13 protein-coding genes and 1 tRNA gene are annotated in these 15,203 nt (G+C 68.1%); 8 read left to right on the top strand and 6 right to left on the bottom strand.

The features are described 5' to 3' along the window. Positions 1-78 precede the first annotated feature (78 nt). The 6 genes from ABZV58_RS12905 to pstB all read left to right on the top strand — a co-directional run bounded on the left by ABZV58_RS12905 (position 79) and on the right by pstB (position 6,085). Complete coding sequence (locus ABZV58_RS12905; RefSeq protein WP_355000299.1) at positions 79-840, top strand: response regulator transcription factor; 762 nt, start codon at positions 79-81, stop codon at positions 838-840. Positions 841-930: 90 nt separating this feature from the next. Beyond that, complete coding sequence (mshD, locus tag ABZV58_RS12900) at positions 931-1,884, top strand: mycothiol synthase (RefSeq protein WP_355000552.1); 954 nt, start codon at positions 931-933, stop codon at positions 1,882-1,884. 325 nt (positions 1,885-2,209) lie between these two features. Then, entirely contained in the window at positions 2,210-3,322 is a 1,113-nt protein-coding gene (pstS, locus tag ABZV58_RS12895; RefSeq protein ID WP_355000298.1) for a phosphate ABC transporter substrate-binding protein PstS, read from the top strand. Between the two features lie 88 nt (positions 3,323-3,410). Next, complete coding sequence (gene pstC, locus ABZV58_RS12890; RefSeq protein WP_355000297.1) at positions 3,411-4,385, top strand: phosphate ABC transporter permease subunit PstC; 975 nt, start codon at positions 3,411-3,413, stop codon at positions 4,383-4,385. Then, complete coding sequence (gene pstA, locus ABZV58_RS12885) at positions 4,385-5,290, top strand: phosphate ABC transporter permease PstA (RefSeq protein ID WP_355000296.1); 906 nt, start codon at positions 4,385-4,387, stop codon at positions 5,288-5,290. The genes pstC and pstA overlap by 1 nt, the downstream gene beginning before the upstream one ends. A gap of 18 nt (positions 5,291-5,308) precedes the next feature. After that, positions 5,309-6,085, top strand: coding sequence for a phosphate ABC transporter ATP-binding protein PstB (pstB, locus tag ABZV58_RS12880; protein WP_067790438.1), 777 nt, complete (start codon positions 5,309-5,311; stop codon positions 6,083-6,085). A gap of 303 nt (positions 6,086-6,388) precedes the next feature. Here pstB and phoU read toward each other — a convergent pair whose 3' ends face one another. The 4 genes from phoU to ABZV58_RS12860 all read right to left on the bottom strand — a co-directional run bounded on the left by phoU (position 6,389) and on the right by ABZV58_RS12860 (position 12,088). Further along, complete coding sequence (phoU, locus tag ABZV58_RS12875) at positions 6,389-7,051, bottom strand: phosphate signaling complex protein PhoU (RefSeq protein ID WP_355000295.1); 663 nt, start codon at positions 7,049-7,051, stop codon at positions 6,389-6,391. Positions 7,052-7,216: 165 nt separating this feature from the next. Then, the gene (locus ABZV58_RS12870; protein WP_355000294.1) at positions 7,217-9,781 is read right to left on the bottom strand and encodes an LCP family protein; all 2,565 of its coding nucleotides are present in this window, start codon (positions 9,779-9,781) and stop codon (positions 7,217-7,219) included. 252 nt (positions 9,782-10,033) lie between these two features. Next, complete coding sequence (gene dusB / locus ABZV58_RS12865) at positions 10,034-11,176, bottom strand: tRNA dihydrouridine synthase DusB (RefSeq protein WP_067790445.1); 1,143 nt, start codon at positions 11,174-11,176, stop codon at positions 10,034-10,036. Between the two features lie 69 nt (positions 11,177-11,245). Beyond that, on the bottom strand, positions 11,246-12,088 hold the full coding sequence (locus ABZV58_RS12860; protein WP_355000551.1) for an SDR family oxidoreductase: 843 nt from the start codon (positions 12,086-12,088) through the stop codon (positions 11,246-11,248). Positions 12,089-12,374: 286 nt separating this feature from the next. On the opposite strand from ABZV58_RS12860, the gene ABZV58_RS12855 reads away from it, so the two are divergent. Continuing rightward, the gene (locus tag ABZV58_RS12855; RefSeq protein ID WP_355000550.1) at positions 12,375-12,944 is read left to right on the top strand and encodes a hypothetical protein; all 570 of its coding nucleotides are present in this window, start codon (positions 12,375-12,377) and stop codon (positions 12,942-12,944) included. Between the two features lie 69 nt (positions 12,945-13,013). Here the strand turns inward: ABZV58_RS12855 and ABZV58_RS12850 are convergent, their stop codons facing one another. Then, positions 13,014-13,979, bottom strand: coding sequence for an acyl-ACP desaturase (locus ABZV58_RS12850; RefSeq protein ID WP_355000293.1), 966 nt, complete (start codon positions 13,977-13,979; stop codon positions 13,014-13,016). A gap of 535 nt (positions 13,980-14,514) precedes the next feature. Between ABZV58_RS12850 and ABZV58_RS12845 the strand changes: the two genes are divergently transcribed. Beyond that, positions 14,515-14,919, top strand: coding sequence for a hypothetical protein (locus ABZV58_RS12845; protein ID WP_355000292.1), 405 nt, complete (start codon positions 14,515-14,517; stop codon positions 14,917-14,919). A 126-nt stretch (positions 14,920-15,045) separates the two neighbouring features. Here ABZV58_RS12845 and ABZV58_RS12840 read toward each other — a convergent pair. Beyond that, positions 15,046-15,118, bottom strand: a tRNA-Lys gene (locus ABZV58_RS12840). Positions 15,119-15,203: the final 85 nt, after the last annotated feature.

Here is a 15,203-nt window from a genome sequence, read left to right as displayed (position 1 = left end):
TCGATTACCTATGGATTAGCGATGTGGCTTTCGGCAACGCTGCTGTTGCCCCGGCGCTACGAGATGGGAGGAGGGCTTGTGGAGCTGCTCCTGCTGACCTCCGACCCCAACCCCGAGTCGGTGTTGCCGTCGCTCGCGCTGCTCGCGCACAACGTACGGCCCGCCCCGACCGAGGTGGCGTCGCTGTTGGAGGCGGGTACCGCCGATGTCGCGCTGGTCGACGCCCGCACCGACCTCGCCGCCGCGCGCGGACTCTGCCGCCTGCTCGGCAGCACCGGCTCGTCGGTGCCGGTCGTCGCGGTGCTCACCGAGGGCGGCCTGGTCGCGGTGAACGCGGACTGGGGTCTGGACGACATCTTGCTGCCCGGCACCGGCCCCGCCGAACTGGACGCCCGGCTGCGCCTGCTCGTCGGCCGCAACGGCGGTGTGGCGAGCCCCGAGAACACCGGCAAGATCACCCTCGGCGAGCTCGTCATCGATGAGGGCACCTACACGGCCCGGTTGCGCGGGCGCCCGCTCGACCTCACCTACAAGGAGTTCGAACTCCTCAAGTACCTCGCCCAGCACGCGGGCCGGGTGTTCACCCGCGCCCAGCTGCTGCAAGAGGTGTGGGGCTACGACTTCTTCGGCGGCACCCGCACCGTCGACGTGCACGTCCGCCGCCTGCGCGCCAAGCTCGGCAGCGAATACGAATCGCTCATCGGCACGGTCCGCAATGTCGGCTACAAGGCGGTCCGCCCTGCCCGCACCGCCGCCAAGGGCGAGCCCGTCACGTTCCCCGACGACGACAGCGAGGGCGACGACTCCGCCCTGACGCCGGTCAACGGTTCGGTGCAGTAGTCCACGCGGTGGACCGAATGTCACCCTCAGTGGGTGAGACCGGCTCGGGGCGCCTTCGGTCGACGCGGGGTCGAGCTGGCTCCGCGCGCGATGGCATCCTGGGTGGCGTCGGATCGGAGAGGGGTAGTTGTGGTCGACGTGCGATGGGCCGACGAGCTGGATGACGGCACCGCGCTGGCGGTGCGCGAATTGCTCGGGCGGGCGACCTCCGCAGACGGTGTCGCCCCCGTCTCCGAGCAGGCCGTGCTCTCGCTGCACGAAAAGGGTGCTGCGCGACATCTGCTCGCCGAGCGGGCGGGCGCGATCGTCGGATACGCCAATCTCGTTGCGGCGCACGGTCAGCACCCTGCGATGGCGGAAGCGGCCGTGGATACGGAGGCACGGGGGAGCGGTGTCGGAACCGAACTCGTGCGGGCCGCGCTGGCGGCAGGCGGGGCGGGGGCGCGGGTGTGGGCGCACGGCGATCGGCCCGCGGCCAAGGCGGTCGCGGCGCGGCTGGGCCTGGTGACCGCGCGCGAGTTGTGGCAGATGCGCCGCCCGCTGGCAACGCCCGAGCTACCCGAATTGACGGTGCCGGACGACATCGTGCTGCGCACCTACTCCGGCCCCGCCGACGACGCCGAACTGCTGCGTGTCAACAATGCCGCCTTCCACTGGCATCCCGAGCAGGGCGGCTGGACCGAGCGCGATATCGAAATGCGCCGCGCCGAACCGTGGTTCGACCCGAAAGGCCTGTTCATCGCCACCGCCGCCGACGATCCCTCGCGCGTTCTCGGCTTCCACTGGACCAAGGTGCACCACGAGGAGAATCCGCCGGTCGGCGAGGTCTACATCGTCGGCATCGATCCCGCCGCCCAAGGCCGCGGCCTCGGCCGCCTCCTCACCCTCGCGGGCCTGCACCACTTGCGCGACCGCGGCCTCCCGGAGGTCCTGCTGTACACGGAAGCCGACAACACCGCCGCCGTCCACACCTACACCCGCCTCGGCTTCACCACCGCCCACGTCGACGTCGCCTACGCGGTGCCGGCATCCGACCGGACCTGATGGATCGAACGGCTCGTCGCCGATCGCGAAGCGGGTCGGGCGCCTGACGCAATTCGGCCGAATCCCGAACGGCGCATGGCGCGAAAGTGACCTGTCGGGGCTGTCCAGTAAAGCTGCGGCAAATGTCACACAAAACAGACGCAATCGCGCCGGTGTGTTCACCTCGCGTTCACTCAGCTTGGTCCAACTGTCAACCGGGCGACTTTACGTTACTTAAGGGCAGTGCAGCCGCTGCCTGGTGCGCGAGTTCCCCGCGAACAGCACCACAACACCCGCCCGGGCCGGTGAGGGACCGGGCGTGTCGGACGCGATTCCCGGAGGAATAGTGAATCTCAAGCGCAGCAGCGCCCTGGTCGGTGTGCTGGCCGCCGTCGCCATGCCCCTTGCCGCCTGTGGCAGCGACGACAACACCACCGGCGACCCGAGCAACGCCGCCAACACCAGCGTCGCCTGCGGCGGCAAGAAGTCGCTGAAGGCCAGTGGCGCGTCCTCGCAGAAGAACGCGATGGAGCGCTTCATCGCCGCCTACGAGGCGAACTGCGACGGCTACACCCTGAACTACACCTCCAGCGGCTCCGGCGCGGGCGTCAACGAGTTCATCGGCGGCCAGACCGATTTCGGCGGCTCCGACTCCCCGCTCAGCTCGAAGAAGGAAGAGCCGGCCAAGGCTCAGGAGCGCTGCGGCGCCCCGGCATGGAACCTGCCGACCGTCTTCGGCCCGATCGCGATCACCTACAACATCGACGGCGTGACCGACCTGGTGCTCGACGGCCCGACCGCCGCCAAGGTGTTCAACGGCTCCGTCACCACCTGGGACGCGCCTGAGATCAAGGCGCTCAACCCGAACGCCAAGCTCCCCTCGGAGAAGATCGCCGTGATCTTCCGCTCCGACGAGTCGGGCACCACCGACAACTTCCAGCTCTACCTGGACGCCGCCTCCGACGGCGCGTGGGGCAAGGGCGCGGGCAAGACCTTCAACGGCGGCGTCGGTGAGGGCGCCAAGGGCAACGAGGGCACCTCGGCCGCGATCAAGAGCACCAAGAACTCGATCACCTACAACGAGTGGTCCTTCGCCAAGTCGCAGAACCTCTCCGTCGCGCAGATCGTCACCTCCGCCGGTAAGGACCCGGTGAAGCTGTCGGTCGAGACCGCGGGCAAGGCCATCGACGGCGTGAAGATCAAGGGCGAGGGCAACGACCTGGTCCTCGACACCAGCTCGTTCTACAAGCCGACCGCCGCGGGCTCGTACCCGATCATGATGGCGACCTACGAGATCGTCTGCTCGAAGTACAGCGACGCCGCCGTCGGCGAGGCTGTCAAGGCGTTCCTGACCTCGGCCGTCACCAACGGCCAGAAGGGCCTGGACGAGGGCGGGTACATCCCGATCCCCGAGCAGTTCAAGACCCGCCTGACCACCGCGATCAACGCCATCTCCTGATCGCACAACCATGACCGTGCACCCTGAGGTGACCGCCCCGGGCTCGTCGGATTCGACGGGCCCGTCGGCGGCTGGAGATACTGCGCAGATGCCGAGTGATACGAACACCGAGCCGGCCCCGGTGAAGAGCCGTCCGCCCCACAGCCAACGCGCCGAGGTCGTATTCCGCTCGCTCGCGACGGCCGCGGGCGCGATCATCGTCGCTTCCATCGCGTTGATCGCGCTGTTCCTACTGATTCGCGCGGTACCTTCGCTCAGGGCCGACCAGGTGAACTTCTTCACCAGCACGGAGTTCAGCACCAGCAACGCGGACAACCTGCGGTTCGGCATCCGTGACCTGCTCATGGTCACGGTGCTGAGCTCGGTCTTCGCGCTGGTGATCGCGGTGCCGATCGGCGTCGGCATCGCGCTGTTCCTGACCCACTACGCGCCGAAAGGGTTGGCCCGCCCGTTCGCGATGCTGGTCGACCTGCTCGCCGCGGTGCCGTCGATCGTCTTCGGTCTGTGGGGTTTCCTGGTGCTCGCGCCGGAGCTGGAGCCGGTGCAGCGCTTCCTGAACGAGAACCTCGGCTGGTTCTTCCTTTTCGACGACGGCAACGTCTCGATCTCCGGCGGCGGCACGATCTTCACCGCGGGCGTGGTGCTCGCGGTGATGATCCTGCCGATCATCACGTCGGTCTCGCGTGAGGTCTTCAACCTCACCCCGGTCTCGCACATCGAGGCCGCCCAGGCGCTCGGCGCGACCAAGTGGGAAGTCGTGCGGATGACCGTGCTGCCCTACGGGCGCAGTGGTGTGATCGCGGGCTCGATGCTCGGCCTCGGCCGCGCGCTCGGCGAGACCATCGCGGTACTGGTCGTGCTGCGCACCTCGGCACAGGCGGGTGGCTGGTCGCTGTTCGACGGCGGCTACACCTTCGCCTCCAAGATCGCTTCGGCGGCATCGGAATTCAGTTCGCCGCTGCCGACCGGCGCCTACATCGCCGCGGGCTTCGTGCTGTTCGCCTTGACCTTCGTGGTCAACGCGCTGGCCCGGCTCGCGGCAGGCGGAAAGGTGAACGGCTGATGACAACGCTGACGAAGTTCGACCAGCCGGTCAAGGCCCCGACCTTCCGGCACGTGAGCCCGGCGCGGCGGGTGAAGAACCACCTCGCCACCGGCCTGGTCACCGCCTGCTTCGCCATCGCGCTCGTGCCGCTCGGCTGGGTGCTGTGGATGGTGATCAGCAAGGGCATCGGCGCGATCGCCTCCGTCGACTGGTGGCAGAAGTCCCAGAAGGGCATCCTGCCCGATCAGTTCGGCGGCGGTGTCTACCACGCGATCTACGGCACCATCGTCCAGTCGGCGGTCGCGGCGATCATCGCCGTGCCGCTGGGCATCATGGCCGCGGTCTACCTGGTCGAGTACGGACGAGGCAGGCTCGCCAAGGTCACCACATTCATGGTCGACATCCTGGCCGGCGTGCCGTCGATCGTCGCGGCGCTGTTCATCTTCGCGCTGTGGATCGCCACGCTCGGCGCGCCGCAGAGCGCCTTCGCGGTGTCGCTGGCGCTGGTGCTGCTGATGTTGCCCGTGGTGGTGCGCAGCACCGAGGAAATGCTGAAGCTGGTGCCGGACGAGTTGCGCGAGGCCTCCTACGCCCTCGGCATCCCCAAGTGGAAGACGATCGTGCGGATCGTCATCCCGACCGCCGCGCCCGGCATGATCAGCGGCACCCTGCTCGCTCTCGCCCGCGTCATGGGCGAGACCGCGCCGGTGCTCGTGCTGGTCGGCTACGCGAAGTCGATCAACACCAACCTCTTCGACGGCAACATGGCCTCGCTGCCGCTGCTGATCTACCAAGAGCTGGCCAACCCCGAAGCGGCGGGCCGCGAACGAGTCTGGGGCGCGGCGCTCACGCTGATTCTGCTCATCGCGCTGCTGTACCTGGCGGCGGCGGGCGTCAACAAGCTGCTCACGCGGAACCGATAGAAGCGAACGGATATTCAGATGGCCAAGCGCATCGACGTCAAAGACCTGAACATCTACTACGGCAAGTTCCACGCGGTCGCCGATGTCTCGCTCACCGTGTTGCCGCGCAGCGTGACCGCTTTCATCGGCCCGTCCGGCTGCGGTAAGTCCACCGTGCTTCGTTCGCTGAACCGCATGCACGAGGTGACCCCGAGCGCCCGCGTCGAGGGCGCCGTGCTGCTCGACGGCGAGGACATCTACGGCGCCACCGTCGACCCGGTCGGCGTGCGCCGCACCATCGGCATGGTGTTCCAGCGGCCGAACCCGTTCCCCACCATGTCGATTCGCGACAACGTGGTGGCCGGGCTGAAGCTGCAGGGCGTGCGCAACAAGAAGGAGCTCGACGAGGTCGCCGAGCGCTCGCTGCGCGGCGCCAACCTCTGGAACGAGGTCAAGGACCGCCTCGACAAGCCGGGCGGCGGCCTGTCCGGCGGTCAGCAGCAGCGTCTGTGCATCGCCCGCGCCATCGCGGTCTCGCCCGACGTGCTGCTGATGGACGAGCCGTGTTCGGCGCTGGACCCGATCTCCACGCTCGCGATCGAGGACCTGATCACCGAGCTGAAGAAGGAATTCACGATCGTCATCGTCACGCACAACATGCAGCAGGCCGCGCGCGTGAGCGACCAGACCGGCTTCTTCAACCTGGAGGCGCAGGGCAAGCCGGGCAAGCTGATCGAGATCGACGACACCGAGAAGATCTTCTCCAACCCCGGCCAGAAGGCGACGGAGGACTACATCTCCGGTCGCTTCGGGTAACCACTTCCTGATCACGCCTCGCCTAATTTTGGCGATTGGCATCGCAAGGCCTGCTCAACTCGTTGGGCAGGCCTTGCGGCCGTTCTCCGAAGCGGTGTTCGCGCGGCTGTGCGGCGTCGCACCTATCCCGGCCGAGGATCCCTTGTCTGTCCCGGTCGGCACGCCCCGCCGACCGTCGGCGGTAGGCGTCCTCGTGCTGCATACAACTCGGCCCCGGCGTGTTTCGCCGGGGCCGAGAAGTGCTCGCGATCCGCGCGTGCCCTCTGCTGTTGCCCGGCAGCAGTGCGCGTCGGGCGGCGCGTTCTACGCTTCGGTGTCGGGGTCCGCGGGGAGCACGCCGGTGACGAGGAAGATGACCCGGCGGCCGATCTCCACCGCGTGGTCGGCGAAACGCTCGTAGTAGCGGCCCAGCAGGGTGACGTCCACCGCCGCGGCGACGCCGTACTTCCAGTCCCGGTCCATCAACAGGGTGAACAGGTGGCGATGCAGGTCGTCCATCGCCTCGTCGTCCTGGTTGAGCTGCGCGGCGCGCTCGGGGTCACGCGTCTCCAGCACCTCTTTGGCTCCCGCGCCCATGTTCACCGCGATGCGGCCCATCTCGGCGAAATAGCCGTTCACCGATTCCGGCAGCGCGTGGTTCGGGTGACGCCTGCGGGTGACCTTGGCGACGTGCAGGGCCAGCGCGCCCATCCGGTTCACGTCTTGCACGATCTGGATGGCGCTGACCACCTGGCGTAGGTCGCCCGCGACCGGAGCCTGCAGCGCGAGGAGCGCGAACGCCTTCTCCTCGGCGTCGGTGATCATTTCTGCGATCCGGTCGGACTCGGTGATCACCTGCTCCGCGAGCGCCAGATCGGCCTGTAGCAGCGACTGGGTGGCCCGGTCCATGGCCGTACCCGCGAGACCGGCCATCTCGCCCAGCAGGTGGGCGAGCTCGGCCATTTGCTCGTTGTAGATGACACGCATAAAACCAGACACTAGTTCCCGGCGCTGTCCAAGTCACCAACGGAGGGTGAATGGCCGGTGCCTCGGCGTCCGCGCAGCTACACCGAACGCGCCGGCGGACGATGTCGATGTGCTTCAGACCCGAGCGAGAGTGACTCGTGTCACCGCTGCGCTGCGCTGCATTACCTACTTGCAGATCTCGTCGGCCGCGTTGACGTGTTCCAGGTCCGAGGGCAGTTCGGCAGGCGTCGAATCCGTCGAGGCGCTCGTCACGACGTTGGTGATCTGGTCACCGACCGGCGTCGGCGCCTTGACGGTCACGCCGTTCGCCGAGTCGGCTCCGATGACGACCTCGACGATGCCGCCCAGGTCCTCGGTGGCTTCGATGGTCGCGCCGGGGATCGCGGTGGCCACGGTAGCCGCCGCGGCCTCGAGGCCGGCGCCGTAGCGGACCTTCGTGGTCGCGGAGGTGCCGTTGACGTAGTTGGTGACGTTGTAGATCGAAAAGCCCTGGTTGTCCAGCTTGGTGGCCGCTGTGCGGGCGAGACCGTCGTACCCAGAGCCGTTGGACACCAGCAGCGAGACGGTACCGGGGTCGACTGCCACGTACTTGGGCGGCTCCGGCGCGGCGGAGGTGCTGGCCGGCGCATCGTCGTGCACGGTCGGCTTCTCGCCCGGCAACGGCTGATCGTCGCGGATGGCTTTGAAGATGGCCTTGATGTCGGACTCGCGGGGGATCTCGTTGCCGTAGGCCGTGGTGCCCGCGGTCGGGACGGTGATGAAGGTGACCGCGCCCGCGTCGACCTTCTGCAGCGAACGTCCCAGCATCAGCAGGTCGTTGGGTTCGACCGCGTCTACCCACGTGTGCTTGCTGAACGCGTCGATGAAGTCCTTCAGCCTGCCCGGATCGAAGAGGACCTTGCTGGACAGTGCGCCGCGCAGCAGCGAGGCCAGGAAGCGCTGCTGCCGGTTGATGCGGTCGTAGTCGCTGCGTTCCTCACCGTAGACGTGCCTGGCGCGCACGTAGTTCAGCGCCGTCTCACCGTCGATGCGCTGTTTGCCAGGCTTCTCCAGGATGGTGCCGAGGACATCGTCGACGAGTGGTTTGGTCGCGCAGACCTCGACGCCATCGATCGTGTCGACCATGGTCTCGAAGCCGGCGAAGTCGATGCCGATGAAGTGATTGATCGAGGCGCCGGTCAGTCGCTGGATCGTGGTGAGGAGGCACTTCGGTCCGCCGAGGTTGTAGACGGCGTTGAGCTTGTCGCCCATCGCGGAGGGGAAGGTCTCGCTGGTGTACGCCTCCTTCTCGTTGTCCCACCCCTTGCACTGCGGCCTTGTCACATCCAGGTCGCGCGGAAAGGACACGACGACAACTCGGTTTCGGGCCTTCGGGATGTGCACGAGCATGGTGGTGTCCGCGCGGGATCCCTCGGCGTCGTCCAGGGTGCCCGCGCCTAGTTGACCGTTGACGCCCGCGCGGGTGTCGCTGCCGACGAGCAGATAGTTCTCGTCGCCGAGCTGGGCGTTGGAATCGACGATGTCCTCGGAGTTCTCGTCGAGGGCGGAGACCTGAGTGAAGTTGTTGGTGGTCGAACGCACGTAGCTCCAGCCACCGCCGGTGATCAGCAGCACCAGCACCGCGACCAGGGTGGCGGCCGCCCGGCCCGCGGTCTTCATCCGGCGGTTGCGCCGCTGCTTCGAGGCGGCGAGCCGGGACAGCGGCGGGCTGCCGACGGCTTTGGGCGGCGCCGCGATCTTGGAGGCCGACTTGGCGGCGGGGGCCGCGGCGGACTCGGTCGTCGGCCATTTCGTGGTGGCGGTCTCGGGCTTCTCCGGCTCGTCGAGCGGCGGTAGGACGTCCGTGACCTCTTCGGGCTCGGCCGGTTCGGCGACGCGCCGCGGCGGGGCGGCGGGTGTGGCGCCGGTGATGTCGTCGACGACGGCGGACGGAGCGCGGCGCTGCGTCGCTTGCCGGGCCGGTGTGGCCGCCGCGCGGCGCTTCTCGTCGGGGCTGGCGCCTGGCGCGGACCGCGTGGGCGCGGCTTCGGGGGCCCGGCGGGCGGGTGCCTGCGTGGCATTGCGCAGCGAAGCGTCAGGAGCGCCGCGCTGGGCACCTTCTACGGCACGGGGAGCTCGAGGGGTACCGCGCTGGGTTCCCTCCGGTGCTTTGCGTTGCGGAGCCTTGGCCGCGCCGCGCTGCGGTCCTTCCGGCGCGCCGCGCTGAGGACCTTCGGGAGCTTTGTGTTGTGGAGCCCCACCGCGCTGTGTCCCATCGACCGCGCCCCGCTGCGGACCTTCGAGCGCGCCACGCTGTGTACCTTCCGGCACGCCGCGCTGGGGACCTGCCGGTGCTTTGTGCTGCGGAGCCTGGTGTGTGCCGCGGTGCGGAGCCTCCGGCGCGCGGCGTTGATGTGGGGCGGGGCTCTCGGGCGCGCGGCGCGGGGGCTCGGCGGGATGGGCCGGTGCGGCGGCGCGGGCCGGGTGCTCCGGCGCGGTCTCGGCGCGGCGGCTCGGGTGCCCGCCGGCGTTGTCGGCGCGGCGCCTGCGGCCGGTGCGCTCGTTGTCGACCTTCTCGACCAGATCCTGGACCGTCAGCGGCGCGGAGCCGGAGTCGGCCGCGGCATCGGCGTGCCGGGAGCGGCGGGACGTGCGTGCGCCATCTCGTTCGGTGTTCTCACCCGTGGAATGGTGCTCCCACGGGGCGCGACCTCCGGGCCGTGGCGCGCGCCCGTGCCGATCGTCACCCACCAACGAACCTCGCTTTTCGTCTTTGCTGCCCGCCGGCGCCGAGCTCGACCAGCATGACCGATTTCGCCAATGATAACGATTCCGCCACGGCGGGCCAGCCCGGAGCGAAATCGAATTGCCGCAAAGCCGTATCCCAATTCGCTGTTGATCGGTAACCGGATAGTAGCGAAAAGACTGGTGAAACAGCTGGTCCTCGGACGATTCCGACGTGTGTCGGTTTGCCCGTGACCGCGACGGCGGAGCCGCCTCCGATCAGCCTCCGCTGTGCATCACATCGGCCGCCGTCGGCACCGCCGGGTCGTCGGGATCGTCGAGCCAGCCGTGCGGCAGCGCGACCTTGCCCGGCGAACCCTGCCGTCCGCGCGGTCCTTCGGCGTCTTTCGGGAACGGCGCGGTCGGGTCGAGCTTGCCGATCAGGTCGCCGAGTTCGGTGAGACTGGACACGGTGGCGAAGGCGCGGCGCAGATCCGCGCCGACCGGGAAGCCCATGAGGTACCAGGCCATGTGCTTGCGCAGATCGCGCATGGCCTTCTCTTCGCCGAGATGGTCCGACAGCAGCGCGCCGTGCCGGTGCAGCACCTCGCCGACGCGTCCGAGATTCGGCGGCTCAGGCAGTGCCTCGCCGCGCAGCGCCGCTTGCAGTTCGGCGAACAGCCACGGCCTGCCGAGGCAGCCGCGTCCGACGACGACGCCGTCGCAGCCCGTCTCGGCCATCATGCGGACCGCGTCGTCGGCGGAGAAGATGTCGCCGTTGCCGAGCACCGGAATGGTGGTCACCGCCTCCTTGAGCCGGGCGATGGCCGACCAGTCGGCCTGGCCGGAGTAGCGCTGAGCCGCGGTGCGCGCGTGCAGCGCTACCGCCTTGGCGCCCTCGGCCTCGGCGATGCGACCCGCGTCCAGGTAGGTGAGGTGCTCGTCGTCGATGCCGATGCGGAACTTGACCGTCACCGGCACACCCGCTGGTTCGGCGGCGGCGACCATGGCGCGCACGATCTTGCTGAACAACGCTCGCTTGTACGGCAGTGCCGCCCCGCCGCCCAGCCGGGTGACCTTCGGCACCGGGCAGCCGAGATTCATGTCGATGTGATCGGCCCAGCCCTCGCCGACGATGATGCGCACCGCCTCGCCCAGCGTGGCCGGGTCGACGCCGTACAGCTGCATCGAGCGCGGGTGCTCGTCCTCGTCGAAGGACATCATGTGCAGCGTCTTCTCGTTGCGCTCCACCACCGCGCGCGCGGTGATCATCTCGCACACGTAGATGGAGGTGGAGCTGCCGAACTCGCGGCACAGCTTGCGGAAGGCGAGGTTGGTGATGCCCGCCATCGGCGCGAGCACCACCGGCGGGTCGACCGGATACGGCCCGATCCGCAGCGTCGTCGGCGCCTCGGTAGTCATCGTCACGCGTTCCAGTGTCTCATCAGGGCATGCCCGACCCGGCGGCACCGTGGCGTGACGTGCGCCGATTCACTCCCCGCGCAGTCGCCGGTGGTAGATCTCCCGTATCGCCGGGTCCGGTTCCGTATACGCCGTGGTCGCGCCGGTGAGCTTGGCCACGGCCAGCTGCACCCGGTAGGGCATCAGCTGGGTGGACTTGATGACGGCCGCCAGCCTGCGCGGCACCGTCACCAGCGGACGGGCCCGCCGCACGGTGTCCACGATCGCCGCGGCCACCTGTTCCGGGTCGACGGTGGTGAGCGGCTCGATCCAGTTCGGCATGTTCGCGCCCGCCGAGAGTTCGGTGCGCACGATGCCGGGCAGTACCGCGCTCACCTGCACGCCCTGCTCCTTCAACTCCAGGTGCAGCGCCGAGGTGAAGCCGACCACCGCGTGCTTGGTCGCGCTGTAGGTGGCGAGGCCGGGGAAGCCCTGTGTCCCGGCGAGCGAGGCGATGTTGATCAGGTGGCCGTGGCCGCGCGCCAGGAATCGGTCGGTGGCCAGCCGACTGCCGTGGATGACGCCGCGCAGGTTGACGTCGATGATCCGTTCGGTCATCACCTCGTCCTCGTCGGCGAACAGCCCCGTCGGCATGATCCCCGCGTTGTTCACCAAGACGTCGAGCGGCCCGAGCTGAGCTTCCACCGCGTCGAGGAAGGCGGCGAAGGAGTTGCGATCGGTGACGTTCAGCGGCAGACCGACGACCTTGGCGTCCGGGTCGGCGCCCAGCTCGGCCGCGGTCTTCTCGACCAGCTCGACGTCGACGTCCCCGATCGCCACGGCGGCCTTCGCCGCCAGGAACGCCTCGGCGGTGGCCCGCCCGATCCCGCGGGCGCCACCCGTGATCGCCACGACCTTGCCAGCGAGAACCACGCCCGCAGCCATGATGGCCTCCCTCGATGAACTCCAACCCCACGGTAACTTCGGCGGCACCTCGCGCGCGGCCGAATGCGCTCGACGCCTTAGTCTGGGACAGTGGGATCGCGGGGGCCGTACCACGGCCGCTCGCACTCCCGATCAGCGGCGATATCGGCGACCTTGCTGTGACGCCTACCGTGACCGGCGGTTATAGCGCGAACGCATCATCAATACGACATCGGAGTATCCATTGCCTGCCGACGACAAGGCCACCCCGGAACAGAGTGCGAGCACGTCGGACGTGCGTCTCGACAAGAAGGACGATCCCGCCCCCGCCCCGAAGTCCGGCGCCACGCTCTCCATCCCGGTGACGTCGGTGCTGTGGGGTGCGGCCGTCGGCGTCCTCGCCGTGCTGACCGTGCTGTTCGGCGTGCTGTGGTGGTCGGCCAAGAGCGATCTCGACGAACAAGCTCAGCGCGCCGCCGAGGACCGCCGCGCCGAACAGGTCGCCACCGATTACGCGGTCGGCGCGGCGACGGTGAATTATCAGGACATCAACGCGTGGATCGGAAAGCTGAAGGCCAACACCACTCCGCAGCTGGCGAACAAATTCGACGCCACAGCGCCCAAGCTGGAGCAGATTCTGGTCCCGCTGAAGTGGACGTCCACCGCCTCGCCCATTTCGGCGAAGGTCGTTTCCGAGGACAACGGCGTCTACAAGGTGAATGTCTTCGTGAACGTGAGTTCGACGAATGCGCAGAGCCCGGAAGGCGCGCAAACCACGGTGACTTACAACGTCACGCTGGATGAGAACTCCGATTGGAAGATCACCGATGTCGGCGGCACCGACGGCGCATTGCCGCTGAACTGAATACGGTTCGGACAAAAGCGCGCCGCCGCCGGAATGATTCCGGCGGCGGCGCTTGCTTTTACCGTGCGATCAGATCGCGGCGGCGCCTGCGAGTTCGCGCTTCTTGGCTTCGCGAGCCAGCATGCGGTCGCGCTGCTCCTCGAACTTCACGACGTCCTTGCCGAGCTTTTCCAGGAAGTTGCCGAGCCGCTCGCGGACGGCCTCGCCGCGCGGGGTGAAGTCGTCGCGCTCGAAAATGTTCCACTTCTTCAGCACCGGCTCCACGACGTCCTCGAGGTGCTGGCGCAGGTCGTAGATGCCGTGCTTGGCCATCAGCACGCCGTTGCGGCGGAAGTTGGGCATGCCCGCGCCGGGCATCTGGAAGTTCTCCAGGATCAGCGTGATGGCCTCGAGGGTCTGGTCGGGCGCCAGGTCGAGGGCCGCACCGCACATGTTGCGGTAGAAGATCATGTGCAGGTTCTCGTCGGCGGCGACGCGCTGCAGCATGCGGTCGGCGATCGGGTCGTCGCAGACCTTGCCGGTGTTGCGGTGCGAGACGCGGGTGGCGAGTTCCTGGAAGGTCACGTAGGCCACCGAGTGCAGGAAGCCGGCGTCGGCCTCGGTGGGAGAGGCGAAGCCGTTGGTCATGTGGACCATGCGGGCCTCTTCGAGTGCGACCGGGTCGACGCCGCGGGTGACCACCAGGTAGTCACGCATGACGATGCCGTGCCGGTTCTCCTCGGCGGTCCAGCGCCCCACCCAGGTGCCCCACGCGCCGTCCTGCGAGAAGTTCTCGGCGATCTCGCGGTGGTAGGAGGGGAGGTTGTCCTCGGTCAGCAGGTTCGTGATCATGGCCGCCTTGGCGACCTCGCTCAATCGGGACTGCTCCGGGTCCCAGTCGACACCCCCGAGTGCCGCGAAGTTGCGGCCCTCGTCCCACGGGACGTAGTCGTGGGGATGCCATTCCTTTGCCAAGGAGAGGTGCCGGTTGACGTTTTGTTCGGCAACCGGCTCCAACTCCGTGAGCAGCTCGAGTTGAGTCAGATCCCTTGCCATGTAATAGCCCTTCATTGAGTGCGTGCACGCTTGCAGGTCGTCCCCCCGGGTAGACCGTGCTGATGCGGCCATACCTTACGGCACCGTAGGTGTGATGCGAAACGCATCCAGCTGAGAATCGGCGCCCGGTGATGCACTTCATACGTCGTCGTTGACGCTCGGCGCACCCCCCGAGTGTAAGCCGCGTCGAGCCTGGCGTCCGGTGACAGAAGACACGTCGGCCCGCAGCGTCTGGTCTATCGTCGCGAGGCCTTCGGCGTTAGCGCCGGGTGGCGATGTCCTCCTGCGTCGCCGCGCTGGGAGGCGCTATGCGACCGCTCGACGCTGTGCCGCAACCGATCTGCTCAGGCACCGCCGCGCCGAGCAACCGGTCTCGGCCGCCGCCTGCCCTAGGTGATTTCGGCACCGGAATCCGGTCCTGATGCGATGCTGATTACTGAACTCGGAGATTCGCCTACGACTACGACAGCAGCGCGGCGTCACCGGGAAGTTCGAAGCTCAGTGGCGGTGCGCTCACACAGTGAGGACGCAGACCATGGCCGAGATTTTCAGCGGGATATACCTGATATTCAACTGCGCGGACCCAGGATCCGTGATGGCGGTCACCAGCGACGACGGGGCGAGCGTGGGAATGGTCGACTTCGCCGACGGCGGCCCGCGGCAGCAGTGGCGGTTCGATGGGCTCGGCGACGGGGTCTACGTGGTCTTCAACCAGGGCTCGAACATGCCGCTCGTGCTGGACAAACCGTCGGAGGGCGGGCAGGCCGAGTGCGGGTTCAGTGACCTCCTGTGGACCATCGACGGTGACTCCGAGCGATCGCCGATCGTCTACGACGGCATGGCCCTCACCCCTACCAACGGGCAGGGGGGATGGAAGCTCACGCTGCTTCCCCAAAACGGGGCCGACATACAGCAGTGGCGTTTCCTTTCCGTCGGTTGAGGCAGCACCGCGCCCCACGCCGGGGCGGATCTGCCCCACGTGCCGACGAGAGCCGAGGCATCCTCGGCCTTCTCCGGACAGAAAGAACCGCAGGCGCCCGGATGGATCCGGGCGCCTGCGGCGGTGTGCCCCCAGTAGGGCTCGAACCTACGACCTGCGGATTAAAAGTCCGTAGCTCTACCAACTGAGCTATAGGGGCGCGAAGGGAAAGTGTAGTGCGCGGGGTCCGTATCGCCCAACCCGGGCGGGGGTGGGTCGGGGGGCGTGGGGCCGGGCGGTCGGCG

It is taken from the genome of Nocardia sp. NPDC004654, from assembly GCF_040609595.1.
GTDB lineage: Bacteria > Actinomycetota > Actinomycetes > Mycobacteriales > Mycobacteriaceae > Nocardia.
Note: the sequence above shows the minus strand (reverse complement) of the source record. Positions and strands in the feature narration are given on the sequence as shown.

What these genes read in the sequence shown, in the direction of transcription:
- mshD (WP_355000552.1), top strand. Translation starts at nt 931, where the DNA reads ATGGCATCCTGGGTGGCGTCGGATCGGAGAGGGGTAGTTGTGGTCGAC.
- pstC (WP_355000297.1), top strand. Translation starts at nt 3,411, where the DNA reads ATGCCGAGTGATACGAACACCGAGCCGGCCCCGGTGAAGAGCCGTCCG.
- pstA (WP_355000296.1), top strand. Translation starts at nt 4,385, where the DNA reads ATGACAACGCTGACGAAGTTCGACCAGCCGGTCAAGGCCCCGACCTTC.
- pstB (WP_067790438.1), top strand. Translation starts at nt 5,309, where the DNA reads ATGGCCAAGCGCATCGACGTCAAAGACCTGAACATCTACTACGGCAAG.
- phoU (WP_355000295.1), bottom strand. Translation starts at nt 7,051, where the DNA reads ATGCGTGTCATCTACAACGAGCAAATGGCCGAGCTCGCCCACCTGCTG.
- dusB (WP_067790445.1), bottom strand. Translation starts at nt 11,176, where the DNA reads ATGACTACCGAGGCGCCGACGACGCTGCGGATCGGGCCGTATCCGGTC.
- ABZV58_RS12850 (WP_355000293.1), bottom strand. Translation starts at nt 13,979, where the DNA reads ATGGCAAGGGATCTGACTCAACTCGAGCTGCTCACGGAGTTGGAGCCG.
- ABZV58_RS12845 (WP_355000292.1), top strand. Translation starts at nt 14,515, where the DNA reads ATGGCCGAGATTTTCAGCGGGATATACCTGATATTCAACTGCGCGGAC.